At 72.9% G+C, this 23,784-nt stretch carries 20 protein-coding genes, 1 tRNA gene and 1 pseudogene; 20 read left to right on the top strand and 2 right to left on the bottom strand.

Features of this window, described 5'->3' with window-relative positions; genetic code table 11:
- Positions 1-3 precede the first annotated feature (3 nt).
- The 10 genes from IH26_RS56280 to IH26_RS0130555 all read left to right on the top strand — a co-directional run bounded on the left by IH26_RS56280 (position 4) and on the right by IH26_RS0130555 (position 11,818).
- On the top strand, positions 4-1,953 hold the full coding sequence (locus IH26_RS56280; RefSeq protein WP_051808759.1) for a multicopper oxidase domain-containing protein: 1,950 nt from the start codon (positions 4-6) through the stop codon (positions 1,951-1,953).
- Between the two features lie 9 nt (positions 1,954-1,962).
- Complete coding sequence (locus IH26_RS0130595; RefSeq protein ID WP_030439724.1) at positions 1,963-2,889, top strand: multicopper oxidase domain-containing protein; 927 nt, start codon at positions 1,963-1,965, stop codon at positions 2,887-2,889.
- Positions 2,890-2,975: 86 nt separating this feature from the next.
- Positions 2,976-3,440, top strand: a complete 465-nt coding sequence (locus tag IH26_RS64025; RefSeq protein WP_030439723.1) for a hypothetical protein — start codon at positions 2,976-2,978, stop codon at positions 3,438-3,440.
- On the top strand, positions 3,424-4,314 hold the full coding sequence (locus IH26_RS0130585) for a hypothetical protein (protein WP_030439722.1): 891 nt from the start codon (positions 3,424-3,426) through the stop codon (positions 4,312-4,314). The genes IH26_RS64025 and IH26_RS0130585 overlap by 17 nt, the downstream gene beginning before the upstream one ends.
- On the top strand, positions 4,311-6,113 hold the full coding sequence (locus tag IH26_RS0130580) for a S8 family serine peptidase (RefSeq protein WP_084599183.1): 1,803 nt from the start codon (positions 4,311-4,313) through the stop codon (positions 6,111-6,113). Before IH26_RS0130585 ends, IH26_RS0130580 begins: the two co-directional genes overlap by 4 nt.
- Positions 6,114-6,155: 42 nt before the next feature.
- Positions 6,156-6,551 (top strand): DUF3224 domain-containing protein, encoded by a 396-nt coding sequence (locus tag IH26_RS0130575; protein ID WP_030439720.1) that lies wholly within the window; start codon positions 6,156-6,158, stop codon positions 6,549-6,551.
- Positions 6,552-6,906: 355 nt separating this feature from the next.
- The gene (locus IH26_RS0130570; RefSeq protein WP_245665645.1) at positions 6,907-8,106 is read left to right on the top strand and encodes an MFS transporter; all 1,200 of its coding nucleotides are present in this window, start codon (positions 6,907-6,909) and stop codon (positions 8,104-8,106) included.
- A 1-nt stretch (position 8,107) separates the two neighbouring features.
- Positions 8,108-9,112, top strand: a complete 1,005-nt coding sequence (locus IH26_RS0130565) for a LacI family DNA-binding transcriptional regulator (RefSeq protein WP_030439718.1) — start codon at positions 8,108-8,110, stop codon at positions 9,110-9,112.
- A gap of 28 nt (positions 9,113-9,140) precedes the next feature.
- Positions 9,141-9,635 (top strand): MFS transporter, encoded by a 495-nt coding sequence (locus IH26_RS0130560; protein WP_157437462.1) that lies wholly within the window; start codon positions 9,141-9,143, stop codon positions 9,633-9,635.
- Complete coding sequence (locus tag IH26_RS0130555; RefSeq protein WP_034216307.1) at positions 9,632-11,818, top strand: glycoside hydrolase family 3 N-terminal domain-containing protein; 2,187 nt, start codon at positions 9,632-9,634, stop codon at positions 11,816-11,818. Before IH26_RS0130560 ends, IH26_RS0130555 begins: the two co-directional genes overlap by 4 nt.
- Before the next feature lie 157 nt (positions 11,819-11,975).
- On the opposite strand, the gene IH26_RS0130550 is transcribed toward IH26_RS0130555, so the two are convergent.
- Both IH26_RS0130550 and IH26_RS0130545 read right to left on the bottom strand, forming a co-directional pair.
- Positions 11,976-12,048: transfer RNA gene (locus tag IH26_RS0130550), tRNA-Arg, on the bottom strand.
- 14 nt (positions 12,049-12,062) lie between these two features.
- Positions 12,063-13,082 (bottom strand): alpha/beta hydrolase, encoded by a 1,020-nt coding sequence (locus tag IH26_RS0130545; protein ID WP_030439715.1) that lies wholly within the window; start codon positions 13,080-13,082, stop codon positions 12,063-12,065.
- 166 nt (positions 13,083-13,248) lie between these two features.
- Between IH26_RS0130545 and ssb the strand changes: the two genes are divergently transcribed.
- From ssb to IH26_RS0130485, 10 genes and pseudogenes are all read left to right on the top strand, one after another.
- Positions 13,249-13,935, top strand: a complete 687-nt coding sequence (gene ssb, locus IH26_RS0130535) for a single-stranded DNA-binding protein (protein WP_030439714.1) — start codon at positions 13,249-13,251, stop codon at positions 13,933-13,935.
- Positions 13,936-14,027: 92 nt separating this feature from the next.
- Entirely contained in the window at positions 14,028-14,477 is a 450-nt protein-coding gene (locus IH26_RS0130530; RefSeq protein WP_030439713.1) for a hypothetical protein, read from the top strand.
- Positions 14,478-14,512: 35 nt separating this feature from the next.
- Entirely contained in the window at positions 14,513-15,454 is a 942-nt protein-coding gene (locus IH26_RS0130525) for a cobalamin biosynthesis protein (protein ID WP_030439712.1), read from the top strand.
- Positions 15,455-15,562: 108 nt separating this feature from the next.
- Positions 15,563-17,092 carry a cobyric acid synthase gene (locus IH26_RS0130520; protein WP_030439711.1) on the top strand — a complete coding sequence of 510 codons (1,530 nt, stop codon included), beginning with the start codon at positions 15,563-15,565 and terminating at the stop codon, positions 17,090-17,092.
- Positions 17,089-17,697, top strand: coding sequence for a uridine kinase family protein (locus tag IH26_RS0130515; RefSeq protein WP_030439710.1), 609 nt, complete (start codon positions 17,089-17,091; stop codon positions 17,695-17,697). The genes IH26_RS0130520 and IH26_RS0130515 overlap by 4 nt, the downstream gene beginning before the upstream one ends.
- Positions 17,694-18,626 (top strand): annotated as a pseudogene (locus IH26_RS58485) (M48 family metallopeptidase); the annotation flags it as partial. The gene IH26_RS0130515 and the pseudogene IH26_RS58485, both read left to right, overlap by 4 nt.
- Positions 18,627-18,783: 157 nt before the next feature.
- On the top strand, positions 18,784-20,130 hold the full coding sequence (locus IH26_RS0130500; RefSeq protein WP_030439708.1) for a dipeptidase: 1,347 nt from the start codon (positions 18,784-18,786) through the stop codon (positions 20,128-20,130).
- 15 nt (positions 20,131-20,145) lie between these two features.
- Positions 20,146-21,624, top strand: a complete 1,479-nt coding sequence (locus IH26_RS0130495) for an FAD-dependent monooxygenase (RefSeq protein ID WP_030439707.1) — start codon at positions 20,146-20,148, stop codon at positions 21,622-21,624.
- Positions 21,625-21,809: 185 nt separating this feature from the next.
- The gene (locus tag IH26_RS0130490) at positions 21,810-22,100 is read left to right on the top strand and encodes a hypothetical protein (RefSeq protein WP_425394412.1); all 291 of its coding nucleotides are present in this window, start codon (positions 21,810-21,812) and stop codon (positions 22,098-22,100) included.
- Between the two features lie 85 nt (positions 22,101-22,185).
- Positions 22,186-23,721 carry an ATP-dependent DNA ligase gene (locus IH26_RS0130485; protein ID WP_030439705.1) on the top strand — a complete coding sequence of 512 codons (1,536 nt, stop codon included), beginning with the start codon at positions 22,186-22,188 and terminating at the stop codon, positions 23,719-23,721.
- Positions 23,722-23,784: the final 63 nt, after the last annotated feature.

Here is a 23,784-nt window from a genome sequence, read left to right as displayed (position 1 = left end):
AGAATGAGGTTCGCGGCCGTATCGCTGCTCGTCGCAGCCGGCTGTCTGTTCGTGCCGGGCCGGGCCGCCGCCATCCCGCCCGACGCGCCCCCGACCGGCATGGTCTGCACGCCGGGCACAGTTGCCGGCTCGACGCACACGTTCAACCTGACGGCGCAGACCGGCTACATCGACACCCCGGACGGCAACAGCGTCTTCATGTGGAGCTACGCCGAGGCGGGCGGGCACTTCCAGAGCCCGGGCCCGGTGCTGTGCGTGACCCAGGGCCAGACCGTGGTGGTCAACCTGACCGACAACCTGCCCGAGCCGGCCTCGATCGTCTTCCCCGGACAGGACGCGGCGGTGACCGCCTCCGGCGGCGCCGCGGGCCTGCTCACCACCGAGGCCGCGGCCGGCGGCGGCACGGTCCAGTACTCGTTCGTGGCCGGCAGCCCCGGTACCTACCTGTACGAGAGCGGCACCGACATCGCCAAGCAACTCGAGATGGGCCTGTACGGCGCGCTGATCATACGGCCCGCCGCCGGGCCCGGCTACGCGTACGGGACGAGCACCGCCTTCGACCCGTCCCGGGAGTACCTGCTGCTGCTCAGCGAGATCGACTCCGACCTGCACCACGCCGTGGAGACCGGCGCCGCGTACGACGTGAACGCCCGCCGGGACCGGTACTTCGCGGTCAACGGCCGGGAGTTCCCGGACACCATCCAGGACAACGGCTCCTCGCTGCTGCCCAACCAGCCGTACGGCGCGCTGGTCCGGATCCAGCCGACGACTTCGACCACCGCCCCGGCCCTGATCCGCATGATCAATGTGGGCGCGCTGAACCACCCGTTCCACCCCCATGGCAACCACACCACCCAGATCGCCCAGGACGGCCGCCTGCTGCCGGCCCCGGTCGAGCATTTCGGCGAGACCATCGCGGCCGGCCAGACCCTGGACTTCCTGCTCCGCTGGGACGACCAGGACAACTGGGACCCGTCGACCAACCCGCTGCCGGTGCCGCCGCCCAACTACCGGGACGTCTTCTTCAAGGACAGCAACACCTGGTACGCCGGCAGCCCGTACCTGGGCCGCAAGGGCATCCTGCCGACCGGCGTGGTCAGCCAGAACATCTGCGGCGAGTGGTACTTCCCCTGGCACAGCCACGCGCTCAACGAGTTCACCAACTACGACCAGGGCTTCGGCGGCATGGCCACGCTGCTGCGGGTCGACCCGCCCGGCGGCTGCTTCGCGGCGCCCACCTCGGCCACCCCGCTCGGCAGCGTGCTGAAGTCCGGCACGGTCACCGGGCTCGCCGCCGACGACACCAGCTACTACGCGGTCAACCCGCGCACCACCACCCGGCCGTCCGCCACCACGGCAGCGCAGACCTCGATCACGGTCGCCTCGGCCACCGGGTTCCCGGCCACGAACGGCTACTACGTACGGATCGACAACGAGGTCCTGCGGGTCACCGCCGGCGCCGGCACCGCGACCTGGACCGTGCAGCGCGGCCAACTCGGCACCACCGCGGCCACGCACGCGAGCGGCGCCGTGGTCAGCGCGCTGGCCACCGACCTCACCGCCGGGTTCACCGGCGTCCCGGCCGGATCGCAGCACCTCAGGGTGACCTACAAGGGCGCCAACTGCGCCACCACGACCGCCACCACGTGCACGGCGCTCACCACCAACCTGCCGCAGCAGACCGTGAAGATCTGCGACTGGACGGTGGGCGGCGCGGCCGGCTGCTCGACGCCGGCCTCGCCGGGCTGGGTGACCCTGCCGGCCCCGCCGGCGCAGCCGCAAGGCGTCGGCTCCACCGAGGTCGGCGCGACCTGGACACTGCCGAGCGCGGCGGCCTACCTGAACGCCGGGCAGGTCCGGGTGCTGGTGCACACCGAGCGGTACACGTCCCCCGCCCCGGCAGCGTTCTCCACCTGGGGAAACCTGCTGGCGCTGAGCTACGACGCCCCTTAGGAGACGGTGATGCACGTACGCAAGGGCGCCCTGGTGCTGGCGCTCGTGGCAGTCGGGGTCTGCGCCCCGAGCCCGGCGTCGGCCGCGCCCGTGACGATCACCCTGTGCGCGCTGCCGGGCACGGCCACCATGGCCGGCGGCGCGAACGTCCCGATCTGGGGCTTCGCCACCGGCTGCGCCAACCCCGGCCTGCCCGGTCCGGTGCTGTCGGTCACCGTGGGCGACACGGTCGCGATCACGGTCACCAACGCGCTGCCGGCCGGCCACCCGCTCACGTTCGAGGCGCCCGGCATCACCTTCGACCCGGGGCCGGACTCGGCGCCGCCCGGCGGGACGGTGACCCGCACGTTCACCGCGAGCGCGCCCGGCACGTACCTCTACCAGAGCGGCGGGGACGCGGGCCGGCAGGCGGCGATGGGCCTCTCCGGCGCGCTGATCGTCCGGCCGGCGACCGCGCCGACCGACTACGACGTGGAGGCGCCGCTCGTGCTGAGCGCCGTCGACCCCGCCTTCAACGCCGCCCCGGAGACGTTCGACATGCACGCCTATCGGGCCACCTACTGGCTGATCAACGGCAAGTCCTATCCGGACACCGCGCCCGGCATCACGGCCGCCGGTGGGCAGCGGGTGCTGCTGCGTTACCTGAACGCCGGCTACGACAACACCACGATGACGATGCTTGGCATGCACGGGCGGGTGGTGGCGCGGGACGCCCGGCCGGTGGCGGGCGCGCTGGACGTGACCGCCGAGACCATCCCGGCCGGCGCCACCGAGGACGCCATCGTGACCGTTCCGGCCGGCGCCGGGCCGAGCCCGCACGGCTTCCCGCTCTACAACCGCCAGCAGCACCTCACCAACGGCCCGCAGACCGCGACCGGCCCGGCCCCGGCCACCGGTGGCGGCCCACTGAAGACCACCACTGAAGACCACCACTGAAGACCACCACTGAAGACCACCACTGAAGACCACCACTGAAGACCACCACTGAAGACCACCACCGAAGAGAACAGCTAGGAGACATCGTGAAGCGCCTGGTGAGCCTCCTGGCCGGAGTGGTGGTAGCCGGGGCCGGCCTGTGGGTCTGGCACCTGGCCCGGACCCCGGCCGGCCCGGATGCCCCCGTACCGGTGCCGGCCGGCTGGGCCCGCCCGGCGGTGGCCGCCGACGACCTCGGCCAGGCCAGCGGCGTGACCATCACCCGGGTCGCGGTGACCGGCGGCGGCGGGCTGGTCGACCTGCGGTTCCGCGTGGTCGACCCGGATCGGGCGCACGCCCTGCACGACGCGGCCACCCCGCCGGCGGTGGTCGACGAGAGCTCCGGCCTGGTGGTGCACGACCTGCTGATGAACCACGAGCACAGCGGGGACTTCCGGGCCGGCGTCACCTACTACCTCGTGTTCAACAACCCGGGCAACTGGGTGCGGCGCGGCGCCCGGGTCACGGTGCTGCTGGGGAACGCGCAGGTAGAGCATGTTCGCGTGGTCTGAGGGCTGGCTGTATCCGGGCCTGCTCGCCGGGCTCGCCGGCGGGCTGCTCCTCGGGTTCGTCGCGCTGTCCGGGCCCGCCCGCCGGTTGGTGCTCACCTACGCGGCCGGCTCGGGCGCGCTCGCCGCGGTGGCGGGCGCCGCGCTCGGCCGGCCGTGGCCGGTGGTCGCCGGACTGGCCGTGCTGGCCGGCGTGGCTCGCGACCGGTCGTGGTGCTGGTTGCCGGTCGCCGCGGCCGGGCTCGCGGCGGTGCTCGCGGTGCTGGAACCGGCCACGGTCTTCGTCCCGCTGGGTGGCCTGGCGGCGTACGCGATGGTCCGCCACGAGGGCGCGGCGGTGCGGGATCGCGCCGCGCCCCTCGTTGCGGTGGCCCTGATCCTGGTCGCGGCGGCCGGCTTCCGCGCACCGCCCCCGGCCCCGGCCGCGCCGGTGGTCCGGACCGGCGCGGTCGCCGACCTGACCGTCTCGCTGAACCAGACCGGTCGCGCCCTCACCGTCCTGGCGGCCAGCGCCCGGCGGCCGGCGCCCGCCCCGATCGACGCGGTCAGTCTCGACCTCGGCGGCCGCCATGTCCCGTTGCGGCCGGCCACGACCGGGCGCTACGCCGGCGCCGCGGACCCGCCGTCGGCCGGCTCGACGGTGCTGGCGATCGTCACCGTGCGGCGCGCGGGGGACCGGCTCACCGTTCCGCTCACCTGGGTCGCGCCGGCCGCGCCCGCTTCCCCGTCCCGTCTGCCGGGCGCCGGTCTGCTGGTGCTCGCGGTGCTGGGGCTCGCCGCTCTGCAACGGAAGGACCTGCCCCGTCTGCCGGGCGCCGGTCTGCTGGTGCTCGCGGTGCTGGGGCTCGCCGCTCTGCAACGGAAGGACCTGCCATGAGGCGTACGGCCGGAATTGCTTTGGTTTTCCTGCTCTTGGTTCCGGCCGTTCCCGCGTCGGCCCGGCCCGTCCTCGAGTCGGTGATCGTTCGGCTGCGGACCCAGGTCGACCCGGCCCGCGTCCACGGGCAGACGGCCCTGGTGCGGGCCCTGCGCGCGCGGGCGAGTGCCGACCAGCCCGGCCTGCTCGGGCTGCTGCGCAAGCGGCGGGCCGAGGGCCTGGTCACCGCCGTGACGCCGCTGTGGGTGGTCAACGCCGTCGCGGTCACCGCGGCGCCCTCGGTCGTCCGCGAGATGGCCGCCCGCCCCGAGGTCGCCCGGATCGACCCCGACGTCGTCGCGGCCACCGTGCCGGTCCAGCCGAACATCGCCGCCGTCGGCGCTCCCGCCCTGTGGGACCTCGGTCTCACCGGCCAGGGCGCGGTGGTGGCCATCATGGACACCGGCGTCGACGCCACCCACCCCGACCTGGCCGGGAGCTGGCGCGGCGGCGGCGACAGCTGGTACGACCCGAACGGCCAGCACCCCACCGTGCCCACCGACGTCAGCGGGCACGGCACCGCCACGGCCGGCGTGATCGTCGGCGCCACCACCGGCGTCGCACCCGGCGCCCGCTGGATCGCCGTGAAGATCTTCAACGACCGGGGCGCCGCCTCGACCTCGGTCATCCACAAGGGATTCCAGTGGCTGCTCGACCCGGACAACAATCCCGCCACCGCGGACGCGCCGGACGTCGTGAACGCCTCGTGGACCGGCTCGGCGGCCGGTTGCAGCCTGGAGTTCCAGCCCGACCTGCGCAACCTGCGGGCGGCCGGCATCCTCCCGGTGTTCTCGGCCGGCAACTACGGCAGCACGGCCGGAACCGTGCTGAGCCCCGCCAACCTGCCGGAGGCGCTCGCCGTCGGGTCGGTCGACAACACCGGGCTGGTCGACCCGTCGAGCAGCCGCGGGCCGTCCGCCTGCGACCAGCGGGTCGAGCCGCGGCTCGTCGCGCCCGGGGTCGGCGTGCACACCACGGATCTCTACGGCGGCTACCTCGACGCCACCGGCACGTCGGTCGCGGCGCCGCACGTGACCGGCGTGGCCGCGCTGCTGCTCGGCGCCTACCCCGACCTGAGCGCCGACCGGTTGCAGTCGGCGCTCGAGAGCGCCGCCGACGACCTGGGCGCACCCGGCCCGGACAATGCCTACGGATACGGCCGGGTGGACGCGCCGGCCGCCCTGCAGTGGCTGGCCACCGCGCCCGATTTCACCGTCGCCGTTTCACCGTCGGCCCCGTCGGTCGCGCCGGGCGGTTCGGCGACGCTCGCGGTCACGGTGACGCCGGTCAACGGCTTCACCGCCGGCGTCACGCTCGCCCTCACCGGCCTGCCGGCCCAGGCCTCCGCGACCATCACCGGCACCCAGGTCGCGATCACGACCACCGCGGCGCTCGCGCCCGGCACGTACCCGCTGATCCTGACCGCGACCGGCGGCGGCCTGACGCGCACCGCCTATGCCCGGCTGACCGTCACTCAGCCGCCCGGCTTCGCGATGACCGCGTCCCCGGCCTCGGCGACCGTCACCCGCGGCCAGACCGCCACCTACACCGTCGCGACCAGCTCGATCGGCAACTTCACCGGCCCGGTATCGCTGTCGGTGACCGGCGCGACCGCCACGATCACCCCGAACCCGGCCACCACTCCCGGCTCGGCCACCCTGCGCGTGACGCCAACGGTTCGCGGCACCTTCACCCTCACCGTGACCGGCACCTCCGGCACGATCCAGCATCAGGCGACGGTAACGCTGACGGTCCGCTGATCCTGACGTGAACTGTCAGTCATTGCCTCTACTGTCACGGGCATGCGAGCCACCGGAACCTTCGAGGTTGCCAACTTCACCCCTGCGCCCGTCCCGTCCGGCGATGTCAAGACCGCCGTGCCGGTCGGCGTCGCCACCATGACCAAGACCTTCACCGGCGAGGTCTCCGGCCGGTCGAACACCCTCTTCACCGCCGCCTACGACCAGGCGACCGGCGTCGGCACGTACGTGGCGATGGAGTCCTTCGAGGGCTCGATCGGCGGCCTGGCGGGCGCGATCAATTTCGCCCATTCCGCGACGACCCTGGGCGACAACCGTGAGGCCGAGTTCCTGGTGATCGTGCCCGGCAGCGGAACCGGCGCGCTGGCCGGCCTCACCGGCACCGGTGGATTGACCAACGATCACGGGATCTGGCTGGACTACGAAAAAACATCATAAAGTACGGGATTGAGGCGAGTCCCCGCCGTTGCGGATCGGGTGGTGGGTGGTCACCCGGCTGCCGGGCTGTCCCGCGTGTCGCCCTGGTCGGTTTCCCAGCCTTCCGCCGCCGGGACATACCGCTGGCCTGAAGCGGTCACTCCCGCATGCACCGCGCGGTTCACCATGGCCCATGAACGCTACCTGGTCAGTTCACGAAGTCCTGCGTGAACCAGACCTTGCCGCTGCTGTGGCCCGTAGCACTATCGGGCCTGTCGACCGCGGCCGCTCGATCTTTCAGGAGTGCTTGAACGTCGGCTCAGTCACGCCTGAAGAAGCTGGCGCACGCGGCGGGGCGATGCGTACGCTCGTACACATGCGTGTGAAAGCAGCCACCGCCGCCACCTACGCCGCCTTCGCCGGGTCGGGGTTCGCGTTCGCCAGTTGGGCGTCGCGGATTCCGCAGGTGCGGGACAGCCTCGGGCTCGACTCGGGGGCGCTCGGCCTGGTGCTGCTGGCGATCGCGGCCGGCTCGCTGCTGGCGCTGCCGCTCTCCGGGCCGGTGGTCACCCGGATCGGCTCATCGCGCACGGTCATGGCGATGGCGGTGCTGCTCGGCCTCGGCCTGGCGATCGCCGCGCTCGGCTCGGCGGCCGGGGTCGTGCCGGTGGTGGCCGGCCTGTTCCTGCTCGGGTTCGCCAACGGCGCCTGGGACGTGGCGATGAACGTGCAGGGGACCGTGGTGGAGCGGCATCTCGGCCGGTCGATCATGTCGCGGTTCCACGCCGGGTTCAGCCTGGGGACCGTGGCGGGAGCGCTGGTCGGCGCGGCGATGGTGGCGCTGCACGTGCCGGTAGCGGCGCACCTGACCGGAGTCGCGGCCGTGGTGACGCTGGGCGTGGTCTGGCAGGCGCGGCGGTTCGTCCCGGACCACGACGAGTCGGAGCCGGCCGCCGGCCAGGAGGCGGCGGGGAGCGGCAGCGCGCTGGCCGCCTGGCGGGAGCCGCGGACCCTGCTGATCGGGGTGTTCGTGCTGGCCTTCGCGTTCGCCGAGGGGGTCGGCAACGACTGGATCAGTGTCGCGGCGATCGACGGGCATCACGTGTCGCCCGCGTACGGGACCCTCGCGTTCGCGGTGTTCCTGACCGCGATGACCATCGGGCGGTGGTTCGGGCCGGGGCTGCTCGACCGGTACGGACGGACGCCGGTCGTACGGACATTGGCTTTGATCGGCATCGTCGGGGTGGCGTTGTTCGTCTTCGGGCCGTCACCGGCCTACGCCTACGCGGGGACGCTGCTCTGGGGGCTGGGCGCGTCGCTCGGCTTCCCGGTCGGGATGAGCGCCGGCGGGGACGACCCGCGGAAGGCCGCCGGACGGGTCAGCGTGATCGCCTCGATCGGCTATTGCGCGTTCCTGGCCGGGCCGCCGACCATTGGCTTCCTCGGCGACCACCTGACCGTGCTGCGCGCGCTGATCGTCGTCGCGGCGCTGCTCACCATGGCCGTGCTGATCGCCGGCACGGTCCGCCCGCTCGGCGCGCGGTCCGGCGAACGGCGGGAGATGCAGGAGGTGTGAGGTGGCCGGGGCGAAGCTGACCATCGAGGACGTCGCGCGCGCCGCGGGCGTGTCCCGTTCGACCGTGTCCCGGGTGATGAACGACGTGCCGGGCGCCACCGAGGCGGTCCGCCGGCACGTCCGCGAGATCATCGCCGAGCTGGGGTACGTGCCCGACCAGACCGCCCGGGCGCTGGCGTCGCGGCAGCAGCCCGCGGTCGACGTCATCGCGGCGATCGAGCCCGGCCTGCCGATCGGCTGGATCAGCTCGCACCCGTACTACAGCCGGGTGCTGGCCGGGGTGATGACCGCCCTGGACGGCAGCGACGTGCAGCTGCGCATCCAGACCGTGGCCCGGACCGCCCCGGCCGAGGCGATCGACGCCGTCGCCGCGCGGGTGACGGTCGGCGCGGTGCTCGCCGACGCCCCGCCCGAGTTCGCCGCCCGCTTCCAGCAGCGTTGCCGGCGAGTGGTGTCGCTGGTGGCGACCACGAAGTCGGTGGCCGCGATCGAGGCGGACAACATCGGAGGTGCGTACGCCGCGGTCCAGTACCTCCACCGGCTCGGCCGGCGCCGGATAGCCGCCATCCACGGCCCGGACGACAACTCGTGCGCCGCGAACCGCCGGGCGGGGTATCGGAGCGCGATCCGCGAGCTCGGGCTGCCCGACCTCGGCGAGAGCGACTGCTTCCACCGGGTAGGGGGCCTGGAGGCGACCCGCCGGCTGCTAGATCGGCACCCGGATGTCGACGCGATCTTCGTGGCCTGCGACCTGATGGCCGCCGGCACGATCCAGGCGATCACCGCCGCCGGCCGCCGGGTCCCCGAGGACGTCAGCGTGGTCGGCTTCGACGACAGCATCGCGGCGGTCTGCGCCAACCCGCCGCTGAGCACGATGCGGGTGCCGGTCGAGGAGATGGCCGCGACCGCGACCCGGTTCCTGCTGGACCGCGCGGTCCGGGCCGGCCATCGGGAACGGTTCCCGGTCGAGCTCGTCGCCAGGGAGAGCAGCTCCATCTGGTCCTGAGAGCGCTCTCGCCCCTACCGTGCGGCACATGGCTCTTCCCATGGCGCTGTCCAGGCCACCAGCCGCCAGGTCGGCGCTGTTCCGGGGCGCGACCGTCGCCATGTTCCTGTCCGGCCTGGGCTTCTCGGCGGCCGCCCCGCAGATCGCGTCCTTCCTGGTCAACGATCTCGGCGGCTCGCTGACCGCGGCCGGGCTGTTCTACCTGACCAATCTCACCGCGCCGGTGGCCGGCTACCTGGTCGGCGCCCGGTCGGACCGTACCGGCGGGCGCCTCGGGCTGTTCCGCGCCTGCGCCGTCGCCGGGTTCGTGGGCTGGGCGGCGATCGCCTTCTCGACGCACCTGTGGATGCCGTACGTCATCAGCGCCCTCGTCCTGGCCTTCGCCGTCGGCGCCGCCGTGGTCGGGCTCCCGCTGGTGTTCTTGATTCCGGCGACGTTGGCTTTTCTCGCGGCCGTCGGCCTGGCCGTGATGGCCCGCTCGGCCCTCGTTCCTTCCGCTCCCACCACCAGGAGAGATTCATGACGTACGAGTCCGGCAAGGTCGACGAGTTGCTCGCCGGCATGTCGCCGGCCGAGAAGGCCGGTCAGCTCACCCAGTACTTCTACTTCCGGCTGCCGCCCGGGGCGGAGACCGAGCCCGCGCTCGGCCTGGACGTGGCGGAGCAGCCGCGCGCCGTCGAGGCGGCGCTGGGCCGGGGCGAGGCCGGGTCGTTGCTGTTCGTGACCGATCCGAGCGAGATCAACCGGCTGCAGCGGCTGGCGGTGGCGGGCAACCCGCACGGCGTACCGCTGCTGTTCGGTTTTGATGTCATTCACGGGCTGCGGACGATCTTCCCGGTGCCGATCGCGATGGCCGCCTCCTGGGATCCCGAGATCATCGAGCGGGGCCAGGCGGTCGCCGGCCGGGAGGCGCGGGCGGTCGGTATCCACTGGACCTTCGCGCCGATGGTCGACATCGCCCGGGACCCGCGCTGGGGCCGGATCATCGAGGGCGCGGGCGAGGACCCGTTCCTCGGCGCAGCGGTCGCCGCGGCCCAGGTGCGCGGTTTCCAGAGCGGCGGCGTGATCGCCGGGCCCAAACACTTCGGCGGGTACGGGGCGGCGCTCGGCGGGCGCGACTACGACGAGGTCAACCTCTCCGACCACGAGCTCTGGAACACGTACTTCCCGCCGTTCCGGGCGGCGGTCGAGGCGGGCGCCGGCAACGTGATGACGGCGTACATGGACCTCAACGGGATCCCGGCGACGGCGAGCCACTGGCTGTTCACGGAGGTGCTGCGGGAGCTGTGGGGCTTCGACGGGTTCGTGGTGAGCGACGCCAACGCCGTACGCAATCTGGTCACCCATGGCTATGCCCGGGACCTGGCCGAGGCCGGGGCGCGGGCGGTCACCGCCGGGGTCGACATGGAGATGGCGATCGGCGATCCGGCGTACGCGCACCTGCCCGGCGCGGTGAGCGAGGAGGTGCTCGACACCCGGGCGCGCAAGGTCCTCGAGGCGAAGGCGCGGCTCGGGCTGTTCGACGACCCGTACGTGGACGAGGACCGGGCCCGGGAGACCCTCGCCGACCCCGCGCACCGGGTGGCCGCGCGCGAGGCGGCGCGCCGGTCCGCGGTCCTGCTGCGCAACGAGGGCGGCCTGCTGCCGCTCGCGAAGAGCGGCTCGGTCGCCGTGCTGGGGCCGCTCGCCGACTCGCGGCGGGACACGCTCGGGCCCTGGGTGTTCGACTTCGACCTGGACGAGACGGTCACGGTGCTGGACGGCATCCGCGACGCGGCCGGGAACACCGCGACCATCACGTACGCCCCCGGTATCCCGGTCGGGCAGCGCACCTTCCCGTCCATGTTCGACATGTTCGGCCGGAACGCGCCGGCCGACCCGGAGGGCTTCGACGCCGAGGCCGAGTTCGCCCGGGCCGTGGAGGTGGCCGCCGCGGCCGACGTCGCCGTCGTCGTGCTCGGCGAGTGGCAGAACATGATCGGCGAGGCGGCGTCGCGGTCCTCCCTGGAACTGCCCGGCCGCCAGCTCGAGCTCCTTCAGGCCGTGGTGGCGACCGGCACGCCGACCGTCCTGCTGGTGATGAACGGCCGCCCGCTCGACCTGCGCTGGGCCGCCGAACACGTCCCGGCGATCCTCGACATCTGGTACCCCGGCACCCAGGGCGGCGCGGCGGTGGCCGACCTGCTCTTCGGCGACGTCTCGCCGAGCGGGAAGCTCCCGTTCACCTGGCCGCGCACGGTCGGGCAGATCCCGATGATCTACTCGCACACCGTCTCGCACGAGCCGGACAACCAGGCCCGCCGGTACTGGGACGAGGAGAGCACGCCGCTGTTCCCGTTCGGCCACGGGCTGAGCTACGGCCGGTTCGCCTACCGCGACCTGACGATCGAACAGGCGGACGGCGTGGCCACGGTCGCGGTGGAGGTCGCCAACGAGGCCGAGCGCGAGGCGGCCGAGGTCGTCCAGCTCTACCTCCACCAGCGCCACGGCACAGCATCCCGGCCGGTGCGCGAGCTCAAGGGCTTCCAGCGCTTGGTCCTGCCGGCCGGCTCGTCCCACCGAGTCGAGTTCACGATCGGCGAGGAGCACCGCCGGTACTGGAACGCGGCCGTACGCGACTGGGTCCTCGACGCGGCGACCTTCGACGTCTGGGTGGGCGGCAGCTCGACGGCCGAGCTGGGCGGCACCTTCAGCATCGACAAGTAAAAGACCTTGTAGGACAACCCGGCGGCCGGGCGCGGAGGGTAACCACCCACGGCCCGGCCCGCCGCACCGGCGACCCGGGCCCGCGCCCACAAGGGAAGAGCTCGAACCTGCCACTCGCGGGCCGAGCTATTCCGACGTCCCGAGACATCACAAAAGGTGCGCCCGGCAGGATTCGAACCTGCGACCGACGGATTAGAAGTCCGTTGCTCTATCCGCTGAGCTACGAGCGCTGGCCAGCCACATACTAGGCGGTCGCCTCAGACTTGTCGTCCGTCCTGTCTTCCGGGGGTGGCGGGACGTCGATCTCGGGCGTTCCCGGCGCCGGCAGGAAGGCGTCCACCCAGCGGGCCAGCTCTCGGAACACCACCGTCCGGACCTCTTTGCCGGACAGGGTCAGGTCGTGGATGCCGCCGTCGAAGCGGGCGATCGTCACCCGCGGGCCGAGGCCCGGCGCCCAGCGTACGATGTGCTCGACGTCCAGCACCACGTCCGTGATCCGGATGTCCTCCGACCATGCCCGGCCCCGGAAGGTCCGCGTCGAGCAGGCCACCATCACCGGTGCGTCGATCGACAGGCCCGCGCGCAGGCGCCGCTGGCCGCGGCGGATCGCGTTGAGCCAGCCGGCGGTCACCGGGAAGCCGGCGATCGGCTTCCACGCCAGGTCGTATGTCCATTCGCCACGGTGGTCGGTGTGCAGGCTCTCGCCGTAGAGGCCGAGCGACGCCGTCGGAATCTTCCGGTACGGGGTGCGGCCGCTCACGCCCACCACCGCCGCCATCAGCGGGCGTTTCACCACCCATGGGACGTTGAAGTCGAAGAACGGACTGTTCAGGAACAACCCGTCGATCACGCCCCGGCCCTGCCGGGCGTGCGCCCACAACGCCGTGATCAGGCCGCCGGTGGAGTGGCCGCTGACCAGCATCTGGTCATGGCCGTCCGCCTCGCGGATGATCCGGGCGGCCTCGTCCAGTTCGGGGAAGTAGTCGCTGAGGCTGCGGGCGAAGTTCGGGGTCTGGTGCGGCAGCAGGCTGCGCCCGTATTTCCGCAGGTCAAGGGCGTAGAAGTCCCAGCCGCGCTCGACGAAGAAATCCGCCAGGTGCGTCTGGAAGAAGTAATCCACGAAGCCGTGCACGTAGAGGACGGCTCGGCGCGAGGGCCGGTCGGCTCGCCGGCGAACGAGGGTGGCCACGACCGGGCCCTCGTCGTCGGTGCCCAGGTCGATCGTGTGCCGCTCGTAGGGCGGTCCCAGGACGTCGATCTCCACACCGCAAGGTTACCCAGCGGTATGCGTCCGCCATATCAGATCCACGGGCCTAACCAGCGAAATCCACATGTCGGCCTCCGTCCCCAACCCAAAGATCAAAACCAGCATTGCGTACGGGATGAAGCGCATGCTCTCGCCCTCACCCGTACCGCCTCAGGAGGGCACAGTGTTCGAAACGCATCTGACCATCGTGGGAAACGTCCTCACCGCCCCGGAGTGGCGCCGCATCCCGAGCACGGGCGCGCTCGTGGCCAACTTCCGGGTCGCCTCGACGGCCCGCCGCTACGACCGCGAGCACGACCGCTGGATCGACGGCAGCAGCCTCCGGCTGCGCGTGGTCGCCTGGCGGCGGCTGGCCGAGAACGTCGCGTCGTCGGTGGCCGTCGGCGATCCGGTCATCGTTTCCGGGCGTGTTCACACCCGGGACTGGAAGGACGAGAACGGCAACCCCCGGATCTCGTACGAGATGGAGGCCTATGCCGTCGGTCTTGACCTGGCACGCGGCCGGTGCCGGTTCTACCGGAGCAAGTCCGCCCAGGGTATGGCGCTGCGCGAGGACTTCGCGGCCGAAACGGTGGTGGCCGGCCTGCCGTCACTCCCGGTGAGCGACGAGGAGGTGCCGATCGCGTTCGGTGAGGGCCTGCCGGACGAGGGCGAGCCGAATTTCGTCGAGCCCGAGCCGATCGTGGCCAGCACGGAACCCGAGCCGATCGTGGCCAGCACGGAGCCCGAGCCCGAGCCGAAGCGGGACGAGGACGAGGAGCTCGCGCTCGAGGTGGAACGCCTGGTCGCGGAGCAGCCGCCGGCGGCCCGGCGCACCCGCCGTACCAAGCGGGAGCCGGTCGCGGCCTGACCGGGGGTGGCCCCTGTTCGGATTAGTTCGTCCGAACAGGGGCGGCCCGCCCGGTTGGCCCGCGCGGGGGTTCGACGGGCAGACTGGGGCCCGTGTTGTTGAAGGAGATCCGCGCGATCGCGGGCGAGACCCTGGTGATCTCACCCCACGACCGGGACGCCGAGCGGGCCAACACGAGCTGGTTCGGCGCTCCACCGCACGAGCGTATGGGCATGACGGCCGACGAGGTCGTGTCCGCCTTCCAGGAAACCGCCGAGCTGCTGCGTGACCAGGTGGCCACGTTGCCGTACGCGGGGCCGGCCACGTTCTACGTCTGGCACGACGGGGAGGCTGGGCAGCTGCGCTGTTCGACCGTCTCGTGCGGGCACGACGCCCTGCCGTTCGACGCGCCCTACCGCGCGACGAGCGACCTGCACGGCATCGTCGCCGAGTTCCTGGAGGACCGCGCGCCCGGCGCGTTGGTCTGGGGCGAGCAGATGCCGGTTCCGTTCGCCGGGGATGATGGGGAGCGGGCGGTCTGGGTGTGCAGCCTTTGCCCATAAGCGGCATATCGGATAAACGGGGGGAAGTGACAAGGATGGCGGGCGCGGACGCGGCCGGCCTGGTGGCCGGTTATCTGCTCGATGCCGTGCTCGGCGATCCCCGGCGGTTCCACCCGGTGGCCGGCTTCGGCTCGGCCGCCGGCGCTCTCGAACGCCGCCTCTACCGGCCCGATCGCCGGTCGGGCGCGGTGTTCGCCGCGGTGGCGGTGGGCGGGCCCGCGCTGGCCGGCCTCGCCGCCGCCCGGGCCACCCGGCGCCACCCGGTCGCCCGCGCGACGCTGGTGGCCGCCGCCACGTGGAGCGTGCTGGGCGGCCGTACGCTGCGGCGCGAGTCCCAGATCATGGCGGGCCACCTCGACCACGGCGACCTGCCGGCGGCCCGCGAGCGGCTCAACCACCTGTGCGGCCGCGATCCGTCGAGCCTGGACGGTCCCGAGCTGGCCCGGGCCACGGTCGAGTCGGTCGCCGAGAACACGTCCGACGCGGTCGTCGCCCCGCTGGTCTGGGGCGGCCTGCTCGGCCTGCCCGGCCTGCTGGCGTACCGCGCGGCCAACACGCTGGACGCGATGGTCGGTCACCGTTCGGCGCGTTACGAACGCTTCGGCACCGCGTCCGCCCGCCTCGACGACGCGCTCAACCTGCTGCCGTCCCGGCTGACCGGCCTGCTCACCATCGCCGTGTCCCCGCTCGTCGGCGGCACGCCCCGGGAGACCCTGCGGGTCTGGCGGCGGGACCGCGACGACCACCCCTCGCCGAATGCCGGGCAATGCGAGTCGGCGATGGCCGGCGCGCTCGGCGTCCGGCTGGGCGGCCGCAACGTCTACTTCGGACGCAGCGAGGTGCGGCCGTTCCTCGGCGACGGCCCCCGCCCCTCGGCCGTGCACCTGCGCCGCGCGGCCCGGGTCTCCGGCGCGGTCGGCCTGGCCGCCACCGCGATCGCCGCCGGCCTGGCCCTGACCCGCCGGAGCCGGCGATGACCGGCGCCCGGCCGCGTGACGCCGGCCCCGCCATGGCGCGCCGGAGCCGGCGATGACGGGCGGCCCGCTGCGTGACGCCGGTCCCGCCATGACGTGCCGGAGCCGGCGATGACCGGCGGCCTGCTCGTGGCCGGTACCACCTCCGACGCCGGCAAGAGCGTCGTCACCGCCGGCATCTGCCGCTGGCTGCATCGACGCGGCGTCAAGGTCGCGCCGTTCAAGGCGCAGAACATGTCGAACAACTCCGCGGTCGTGGTCGGCCCGGACGGCCGCGGCGGCGAGCTCGGCCGGGCCCAGGCCATGCAGGCCGCCGCGTGCGGCCTGCCGCCCGACCTCCGGTTCAACCCGGTGCTGCTCAAGCCGGGCAGCGACCGGTCCAGCCAGGTCGTGCTGCTCGGCGAGGCGATCGGCACGGTCACCGGCGGCAGCTACCGCTCGATGCGCGAGCGACTGGCCGCCACCGCCTGGGCCACCCTCGACGAGCTGCGCGCCGAGTACGACGCGGTGATCTGCGAGGGCGCCGGCAGCCCCACCGAGATCAACCTGCGGGAGGGCGACTTCGTGAACATGGGCCTGGCCCGGCACGCCGGCCTGCCCACGATCGTGGTCGGCGACATCGACCGGGGCGGGGTCTTCGCCGCCTTCCACGGCACCCTCGCGCTGCTCGGCCCGGAGGATCAGGCGCTGCTCACCGGCTTCGTGATCAACAAGTTCCGCGGCGACGCCGGCCTGCTGCGCCCCGGCCTCGACATGATCACCGAGGCGACCAGCCGGCCGGTGCACGGCGTGCTCCCGTTCCATCCGGAGGTCTGGCTGGACGCCGAGGACTCGCTCGCCTACGGCCGCACCCTCGGCCGCCCCGGGCCGCCGCGCGGCGACCAGTGGCTGCGCGTCGCGGTCGTACGGCTGCCGCGCATCTCCAACGCCACCGACGCCGAGGCGCTGGCCGCCGAGCCCGGGGTCCGGGTGCAGCTCACCGTCGAGCCGGGCGACCTCGCCGACGCCGACCTGGTCGTCCTGCCCGGCTCGAAGTCCACGGTCGGCGACCTCGAGTGGCTGCGCGCGTCCGGCCTGGCCGACGCGGTCCACCGGCACGCCGCGGCCGGCAAGCCGGTGCTGGGCATCTGCGGCGGCTTCCAGATGCTCGCCGAGACCATCGACGACGAGGTGGAGAGCGGCCGCGGCCGGGTCGCCGGGCTGGGCCTGCTGCCGGTCGGCATCACGTTCGGCGCGCGCAAGACGCTCGCCCGGCCGGCGGGGGAGGGGCTGGGCGCCCCGGTCACCGGCTACGAGATCCACCACGGCTTCGTGTCCCGGGGCGAACCCGCGCCGCTACTCAGGTACGCCGACGGCCGAGCCGAGGGCGCCGTCGCCGGCAGCGTCGCCGGCACGCACTGGCACGGCGCGTTCGAGAACGACGAGTTCCGCCGCCGCTTCCTGACCGAGGCGGCGCGGCAGGCCGGCCGGCACGGCTTCACGGTCGCGCCGGAGACCCGGTTCGCCGCCATCCGGGAACGCGCCCTCGACGTGCTCGGCGACCTGGTCGAGGAGCACCTCGACACGGATGCCTTGTGGCGCCTGATCGAGCAGGGCCCGCCGAAGGGACTGCCGTTCGTGCCGCCCGGGGCCCCGACATGAGATACACCAATTTAGCCGAAAAAATCAGCCTAAATCCTCCCAAGCTGGGCGGTACCCGGCTCGTCGCCGTCGACGGGCCGAGCGGCGCCGGCAAGACGACCTTCGCGCTGCGGCTGGCCAAGCTGCTCGACGCCCCGGTCGTGCACACCGACGACCTGCTCGACGGCTGGGACGACCAGTTCACCTTCTGGGACCGTCTGGAACGACAGGTGCTGGCCCCACTCCGGCGCGGCGAGCGAGCCACCTACCAGCGCTACCAGTGGCACCTCGGAAAGTTCGCCGGACCGCCGCTCATCGTCGATCCGGCCCCCGCCGTACTCCTGGAGGGGGTGAGTGCCGCCCGGCGTGAGATTCGTCCCGAGCTGTCCCTCGCGGTGTTCGTCGTTGCCCCGTCCGAACTGCGCCTGCGGCGGGCCCTCGCGCGCGACGGCGACGACAGCGTTGCTTTCCGGGCGTACCTTGAGCGGTGGCGTGCTGCCGAGGACCGGCACTTCGCCGAGGACGGAACCGCCGCTGCCGCCGACCTGATCGTCGACGGCGCGGCGACAACCGGCGACGACCGCTTTGTACCGCTGACCGAGCGGAAGGACGGGGTGGATTCATGACCGACGAGGAGAGCCGCCCGGTACGCCGGCGGGTCACACTGACCGGGATCAGCTCCCGGGCCTGGGAACACCCCGCCGACCGCGGCGCGTTGACCGCCCTGCGGGAGCTGCGCGGGTTCGACGATCTGATCAAGACGTTCTTCGGGATGTGGAACGAGCGCGGCTTCCGCCTGCAGTTCCTGGCCAGCGCCATCCGCGTCGACCACCGGCAGTATCCGAGGGTCTACCAGCGCTTCACCGAGGCCGCCGCCACCCTCGACGTGGCCGAGCTGCCCGAGCTGTACGTGGCGCAGGACCCGGTCATCAACGGCTCGGCGATCGGCCTGGACAAGCCGTTCATCGTGATCACCACCGGGGCGGTGGAGCGGCTCGACGACGACGAGCTGCGCGCGGTGCTGGGCCACGAGCTGGGCCACGTCCGCAGCGGCCACTCGGTCTACCGCACGATCATGATGATCCTGACCCGCTGGACGGTCTCGCTGGCCTGGCTGCCGATCGGCGCGATCGCGCTGCGGGCCATCCTCGCGGCGATGTTCGAGTGGTGGCGCAAGGCCGAGCTCTCCGCCGACCGGGCCGGCCTGCTCGCCGGGCAGGACCCGGCCGCCTCGACCCGGCTGCTGATGAAGCTGGCCGGCGGCGGCGACCTGTCGCAGATCGACACGGCGGCGTTCCTCGAGCAGGCCGCCGAGTACGAGGGCGGCGGCGACCTCCGGGACAGCCTCCACAAGATCGGCATGACCATGTGGAGCACCCATCCGGTGCCCGTCGCGCGCGCCCTCGAGCTGCGCAAATGGATCGACTCGGGGGAGTACGCGCGGATCCTCGCCGGCGACTACCCGCGCCGCGACTCGGACGGCGACGCCTCGGTCACCGACGATGTGAAGGCGGCCGCCAACTCGTACCGGGAAACCTTCACGACCTCGCAGGAGGGCTGCGGCGTGGCCCAGCCGCCGCCTGGGCGCACGCCGCGAACACCCGAATACAACCCCGGTATTCGGGCGCCCGCGGCGCACACCCAGACGACGCCTGGACCTCGCCTCGCTCCGGCCCCCACTTCGACACAGACCCTAGGATCGGTTCATGACCATGAGCGAAACCGATCTGCGTGCCGCGATCGCGCGGGAGATGCCCGGAGTCCGTGCCGACCTGGAGCGTCTGGTCCGGATTCCCGGCATCGCCTTCGAGGGCTTCGACCACTCCCAGGTCGAGCGGTCCGCGGAGGCCGTGGCCGAGCTGCTGCGCGGCTGCGGCCTCGAGGTGCGGATCGTGCGGCACGGCGGCCAGCCCGCCGTGATCGGGCGCAAGGCGGCGCCGGGCGGCGCCCCGACGGTGCTGCTCTACGCGCACCACGACGTGCAGCCGGTGGGCGACCCGGCGCTCTGGAGCAGCGACCCGTTCGAGCCGGTCGAGCGGGACGGCCGGCTCTACGGCCGCGGCGCCGCCGACGACAAGGCCGGCGTGATGGCGCACGTTGCCGCCCTGCGCGCCTGGGGCGACGACCTGCCGGTCGGCGTGGTCGTGTTCGTCGAGGGCGAGGAGGAGTACGGCTCCGACTCGCTCAACGACATCATCGCGGCGCACACCGACGAGCTGCGCTCCGACGTCATCGTCATCGCCGACTCCGGCAACTGGGACATCGGCCTGCCCGCGCTGACCACCTCGCTGCGCGGCCTGGTCAACCTGTTCGCCGAGGTCAAGGTGCTCAAGAGCGCCGTGCACAGCGGCATGTTCGGCGGCCCGATCCCGGACGCGCTGATGGTCCTCTCCCGGCTGCTGACCAGCCTGCACGACGACGCCGGCGAGGTCGCGGTCGACGGCCTGGTCGGGCGCGAGGGCGCCAGCGTGGACTACCCCGAGGACCGCTACCGGCACGAGGGCGGCGTGCTCGACGGCGTCGAGCTGATCGGCCACGGCACGATCACCGACCGGATCTGGACCAAGCCGTCGATCTCCATCCTCGGCGTCGACGCGCCGCGCACGCTCGAGGCGGCGAACGCGTTGCAGCCCACGGCGAAGGCCAAGATCAGCGTACGGCTGGCGCCCGGCGACGACCCCAAGTCCGCGTACGCGGCGGTCCGCGCCCACCTGGAGAAGAACGTGCCGTGGGGCGCCCAGGTCGAGGTCACGCTGGAGAGCGACGGCTCGCCCTGCGTGATCGACGCGACCGGCCCGGCCTACGAGGCCGCCCGCGCCGCCTTCACCAGCGCCTGGGACGGCGCGAAGCCGGTCGACATGGGCGTTGGCGGGTCGATCCCGTTCATCGCCACCTTCCAGGAACTTTTCCCCAAGGCGTCCATTTTGGTCACTGGCGTTGAAGACCCCTATTCCGGGGCACACGGGCCGGACGAGAGCCTGCACCTGGGCGAGTTCGAGCGGGCCTGCCTGGCCGAGGCGCTGCTGCTCAAGAACGTGGCGGAGGCGCTCACGACCTGAGGAGGCTGGTCACCGATGGCCGAGCTGACGTGCGACGTGCTGGTGGTGGGCGCCGGGCCGACCGGGCTGATGCTGGCGAACTGGCTGGTCAAGCTCGGGGTCAACGTGATCATTGTGGACGGCAAGGACGGGCCGACCAGGGAGTCCCGGGCGCTCGTCGTGCAGGCCCGCAGCCTCGAGATCTACGATCAACTCGGCCTCGGTGACCTCGTGCTGGCCGCGGCGCAGCGAGCCGACGCGCTCGCGCCCGGCTATCTCGACCGTGCCTTCGGCCGGGTGCCGCTGGGCCCGCTCGGCCAGGGCGTCACGCCGTACCCGTACCTGGAGGTCCTCGAGCAGAGCCGGAACGAAGAGATCCTCCACGAGAACCTGCAGAAGCTCGGCCTCGACGTGCGCTGGGAGACGGCGGTCACCGCGATCAAGCAGACCGACTCCGGTGTCGTGGCCAAGGTCGGCAACGACACCGTCCGGGCGCGCTTCTGCGTCGGCTGCGACGGGGCGAACTCGGCGATCCGCAAGCGCCGCCGGATCGCCTTCGAGGGGCTGACCAACCCGCACCGCTTCTACGTGCTCGACGCGGTCGCGGCCGGCGGCCTGGTCGAGGGCGCGATCAACGTCCGCGCCGGCACCGACGACTTCCTGCTCGGCTTCCCGATGCGCGGGCGCGGCTCGTGGCGGCTGATCGGCCTGGTGCGCGACGAGGACGGCGACGGCGAACTGTCCGAGGAGGACGTGCGCCCCCGCATACGCAAGTTCGCGGTCACCTACGACCGGTCGCGCTGGTTCGCCACCTACCGCGTGCACCATCGCATCGCCGCGGCTTTCCGCGACGGCCCGTTCTTCCTGGCCGGCGACGCCGCGCACGTGCATTCCCCGGTCGGCGGCCAGGGCATGAACACCGGCCTGCAGGACGCGCACAACCTCGCCTTCAAGCTGGCCGACGTCATCCAGGGCCGGCGCCGCGACAACTGGCTCGACCGCTACGAGGCCGAGCGCCGCCCGGTCGCGAAGCGCCTGGTCGGCACCACGGACCGCATCTTCTCCGGCGTCACCTCACAGAAACCCCTCTCCCGCGCGATGCGGCGACTGATCGTCCCCCTCATCGCCCCGATCGGCGTCCGCGTGCTACCCAGCACGCGAGGCGGCTCGCGACTCTTCCAATACGTCTCCCAAACTCGCATCCACTACTGGATGACCCCCGGCGCCGAGCACGCGTCGGGCGGCCACCGGGACTCCGTGGTCGGCCGCCGCCTGCCCTGGACCGGCGACAACTACGTTCCGCTCCGCTCCCTCCGCTGGCAGGTCCACGCCTACGGCGGCTTCCGGGCCACCGACATCCCCGACCTCGGCGTCCCGGTCCACATCTTCCCCGAGGCCCCCGACACTTTTCTCCGCCCCGACCACCTCTACCTGATCCGCCCCGACGGCTTCGTGGCCGCCGCCGCCCTCCCCGCCGACGCCCTCCGCCAGTTCCCGCCGCTGATGACCGGATAGAAAACCCGTTGGCCGTACGCGTGCCAAAAGTCCCCGGTGCAGCGGACCGGCGACCTGCATGGTCACCCTCCGCGCTCGGCCGCCGGGCGGGCCCGTCCGGTTGCGCATCCGGGGCCCACCCCACGCGTACGGGAAACGGATTTTGAAGTTGGTCCTCAGAGGACGAGCCCGGTAAGCTATCGAACATGCGTTCGAATGATGCCTCGGTAACTCTGCTGGTGCGGCCGATGCCCGTCGGGCCGCGTAACGCCATCGATCGGCTCCGTTCTCACGACCGGATGGAGTCCATCGCGCGGCTGCGGGCGGCCGTCCTGGCGCTCGACCATGTCCATGTCGAGGGGTGGGACGATTCCGCCCTGACCGAACACCTCGAGGAGATCTCGGCCTCGCTCTGCGCGCTCGACGCGCAGGTCAGCCGGGTCGCCGATGCGGTCCGGGCGCGCGGTTTCCGCATCGCCGAGCCGCTCGCCGCCTGATCCGCGATGACCCCAGCTCAGCGGTCCGGGGGTCGGGCCACGCGAGCGGGCGAAAAATGTCGGTGGTGGCTGCCAGGATGGGGCCGTGCGGTTCCTTGACCTGGCGGCCACCTCGGCCGCCGTGACGGCGACCTCCGGGCGCAAGGCGAAGATCGAGCTGCTGGCCGACGCGCTGCGCCGGCTCGATCCCGGCGAGATCGCAGCCGGCTCGGCGTTTCTCGCCGGCGAGCTGCGGCAGCGGCAGACGGGTGTGGGCCATGCGAGCCTGCGCGACCGTCCGCCGCCCGCCGCCGAGGCCACGCTCACCGTGGGCGGGGTCGACGCGGCGATCGCCGAGATCTCGGTGGTGGCCGGCGCCGGCTCGCAGCAGCGCCGGCGAGACCTGATCGGCGCGCTGTTCGGCGCCGCCACGGCCGACGAGCAACGGCTGCTGATCGGGCTGTTCGGCGGCGAGCTGCGCCAGGGCGCCCAGGCCGGCCTGCTGGCCGATGCGATCGCGCGCGCGGCCGAGGTGCCGCTCACCGCGGTCCGCCGGGCGCTGCTGCTCTCCGGCGATCTCAAACAGGTGGCGGTCGCCGCCCTGACCGGGGGCGCCGCCGCGCTGGCCGAGATCCACCTGCGGGTCGGCACCCCGCTGACGCCGATGCTCGCGCAGAGCGCCCCCGACGTGAGCGCCGCGCTGCTCGCCACCGGCGCCCCGGCCACGGTCGACGTGAAGCTGGATGGCATCCGCATCCAGGTGCACCGCTCCGCCGACGAGGTGGCCGTCTTCACCCGCAGCCTCGACGACATCACCGCCCGGATGCCCGAGGTGGTGGCCATGGTCCGCAAGCTGCCGGTGCGCGAGGCGGTGCTCGACGGCGAGGCGATGACCCTCGACGCGTCCGGCCGCCCCCGCCCGTTCCAGGAGACGTCGAGTCGCGCCGCCACCCGGGGCGCCGGCAAGGCCCCGCTGGCCCTGGTGCCGTATTTCTTCGATCTGCTCCACCTCGACGGCGCCGACCTGCTCGACGAGCCGGGCCGGGTGCGCTGGGCCGCCCTGGCCGGCGCGCTGCCGCCCGAGCTGATCGTCGGCCGGTCGACGGCGACCACCGAGGAGCAGGCCGCGGCCGCCTTCGCCGCCGCCCTGGCCCACGGGCAGGAGGGCGTGGTCGTCAAGGCCATGGAGGCGCCCTATGACGTGGGCCGCCGCGGCTCCGCCTGGGTCAAGGTCAAGCCCCGGCACACGCTCGACCTGGTCGTGCTCGCCGTCGAGTGGGGGCACGGCCGGCGCCGAGGCTGGCTGTCCAACCTGCACCTCGGCGCCCTCGACCCGGCGACCGGCGGCTTCGTGATGCTGGGCAAGACCTTCAAGGGCCTGACCGACGAGCTTTTGCGCTGGCAGACGGCCCGCTTCCAGGAGCTCGCGGTCAGCGACGACGGCTGGGTGGTGCGGGTGCGCCCCGAGCAGGTGGTCGAGATCGCCTTCGACGGCGTGCAGACGTCCCCGCGCTATCCCGGCGGGGTGGCGCTGCGCTTCGCCCGGGTGCTGCGCTATCGCGACGACAAGCCGGCCGCCGAGGCCGACACGATCGACACGGTCCGCCTGCTCGGCGCCCGCCCGGCCGGCGAGGCCGGGTAGCGATTGTCCAAAGCATTGATCCGGGGAACGCCGCGCACCGTACTGCCCGGGTAGATAACCGGG

The sequence above is a fragment of the Actinoplanes subtropicus genome (assembly GCF_000721705.1).
Taxonomy (GTDB): domain Bacteria; phylum Actinomycetota; class Actinomycetes; order Mycobacteriales; family Micromonosporaceae; genus Actinoplanes; species Actinoplanes subtropicus.
The sequence above is the reverse complement of the archived record's forward strand: the minus strand, read 5'-3'. Positions and strand labels throughout refer to the sequence as shown.

Coding starts and splice junctions, on each gene's coding strand:
- IH26_RS56280 (WP_051808759.1), top strand. CDS start 4: ATGAGGTTCGCGGCCGTATCGCTGCTCGTCGCAGCCGGCTGTCTGTTC.
- IH26_RS0130595 (WP_030439724.1), top strand. CDS start 1,963: ATGCACGTACGCAAGGGCGCCCTGGTGCTGGCGCTCGTGGCAGTCGGG.
- IH26_RS0130585 (WP_030439722.1), top strand. CDS start 3,424: ATGTTCGCGTGGTCTGAGGGCTGGCTGTATCCGGGCCTGCTCGCCGGG.
- IH26_RS0130580 (WP_084599183.1), top strand. CDS start 4,311: ATGAGGCGTACGGCCGGAATTGCTTTGGTTTTCCTGCTCTTGGTTCCG.
- IH26_RS0130575 (WP_030439720.1), top strand. CDS start 6,156: ATGCGAGCCACCGGAACCTTCGAGGTTGCCAACTTCACCCCTGCGCCC.
- IH26_RS0130570 (WP_245665645.1), top strand. CDS start 6,907: ATGCGTGTGAAAGCAGCCACCGCCGCCACCTACGCCGCCTTCGCCGGG.
- IH26_RS0130560 (WP_157437462.1), top strand. CDS start 9,141: ATGGCTCTTCCCATGGCGCTGTCCAGGCCACCAGCCGCCAGGTCGGCG.
- IH26_RS0130555 (WP_034216307.1), top strand. CDS start 9,632: ATGACGTACGAGTCCGGCAAGGTCGACGAGTTGCTCGCCGGCATGTCG.
- IH26_RS0130525 (WP_030439712.1), top strand. CDS start 14,513: ATGGCGGGCGCGGACGCGGCCGGCCTGGTGGCCGGTTATCTGCTCGAT.
- IH26_RS0130520 (WP_030439711.1), top strand. CDS start 15,563: ATGACCGGCGGCCTGCTCGTGGCCGGTACCACCTCCGACGCCGGCAAG.
- IH26_RS0130515 (WP_030439710.1), top strand. CDS start 17,089: ATGAGATACACCAATTTAGCCGAAAAAATCAGCCTAAATCCTCCCAAG.
- IH26_RS0130500 (WP_030439708.1), top strand. CDS start 18,784: ATGAGCGAAACCGATCTGCGTGCCGCGATCGCGCGGGAGATGCCCGGA.
- IH26_RS0130495 (WP_030439707.1), top strand. CDS start 20,146: ATGGCCGAGCTGACGTGCGACGTGCTGGTGGTGGGCGCCGGGCCGACC.
- IH26_RS0130490 (WP_425394412.1), top strand. CDS start 21,810: ATGCGTTCGAATGATGCCTCGGTAACTCTGCTGGTGCGGCCGATGCCC.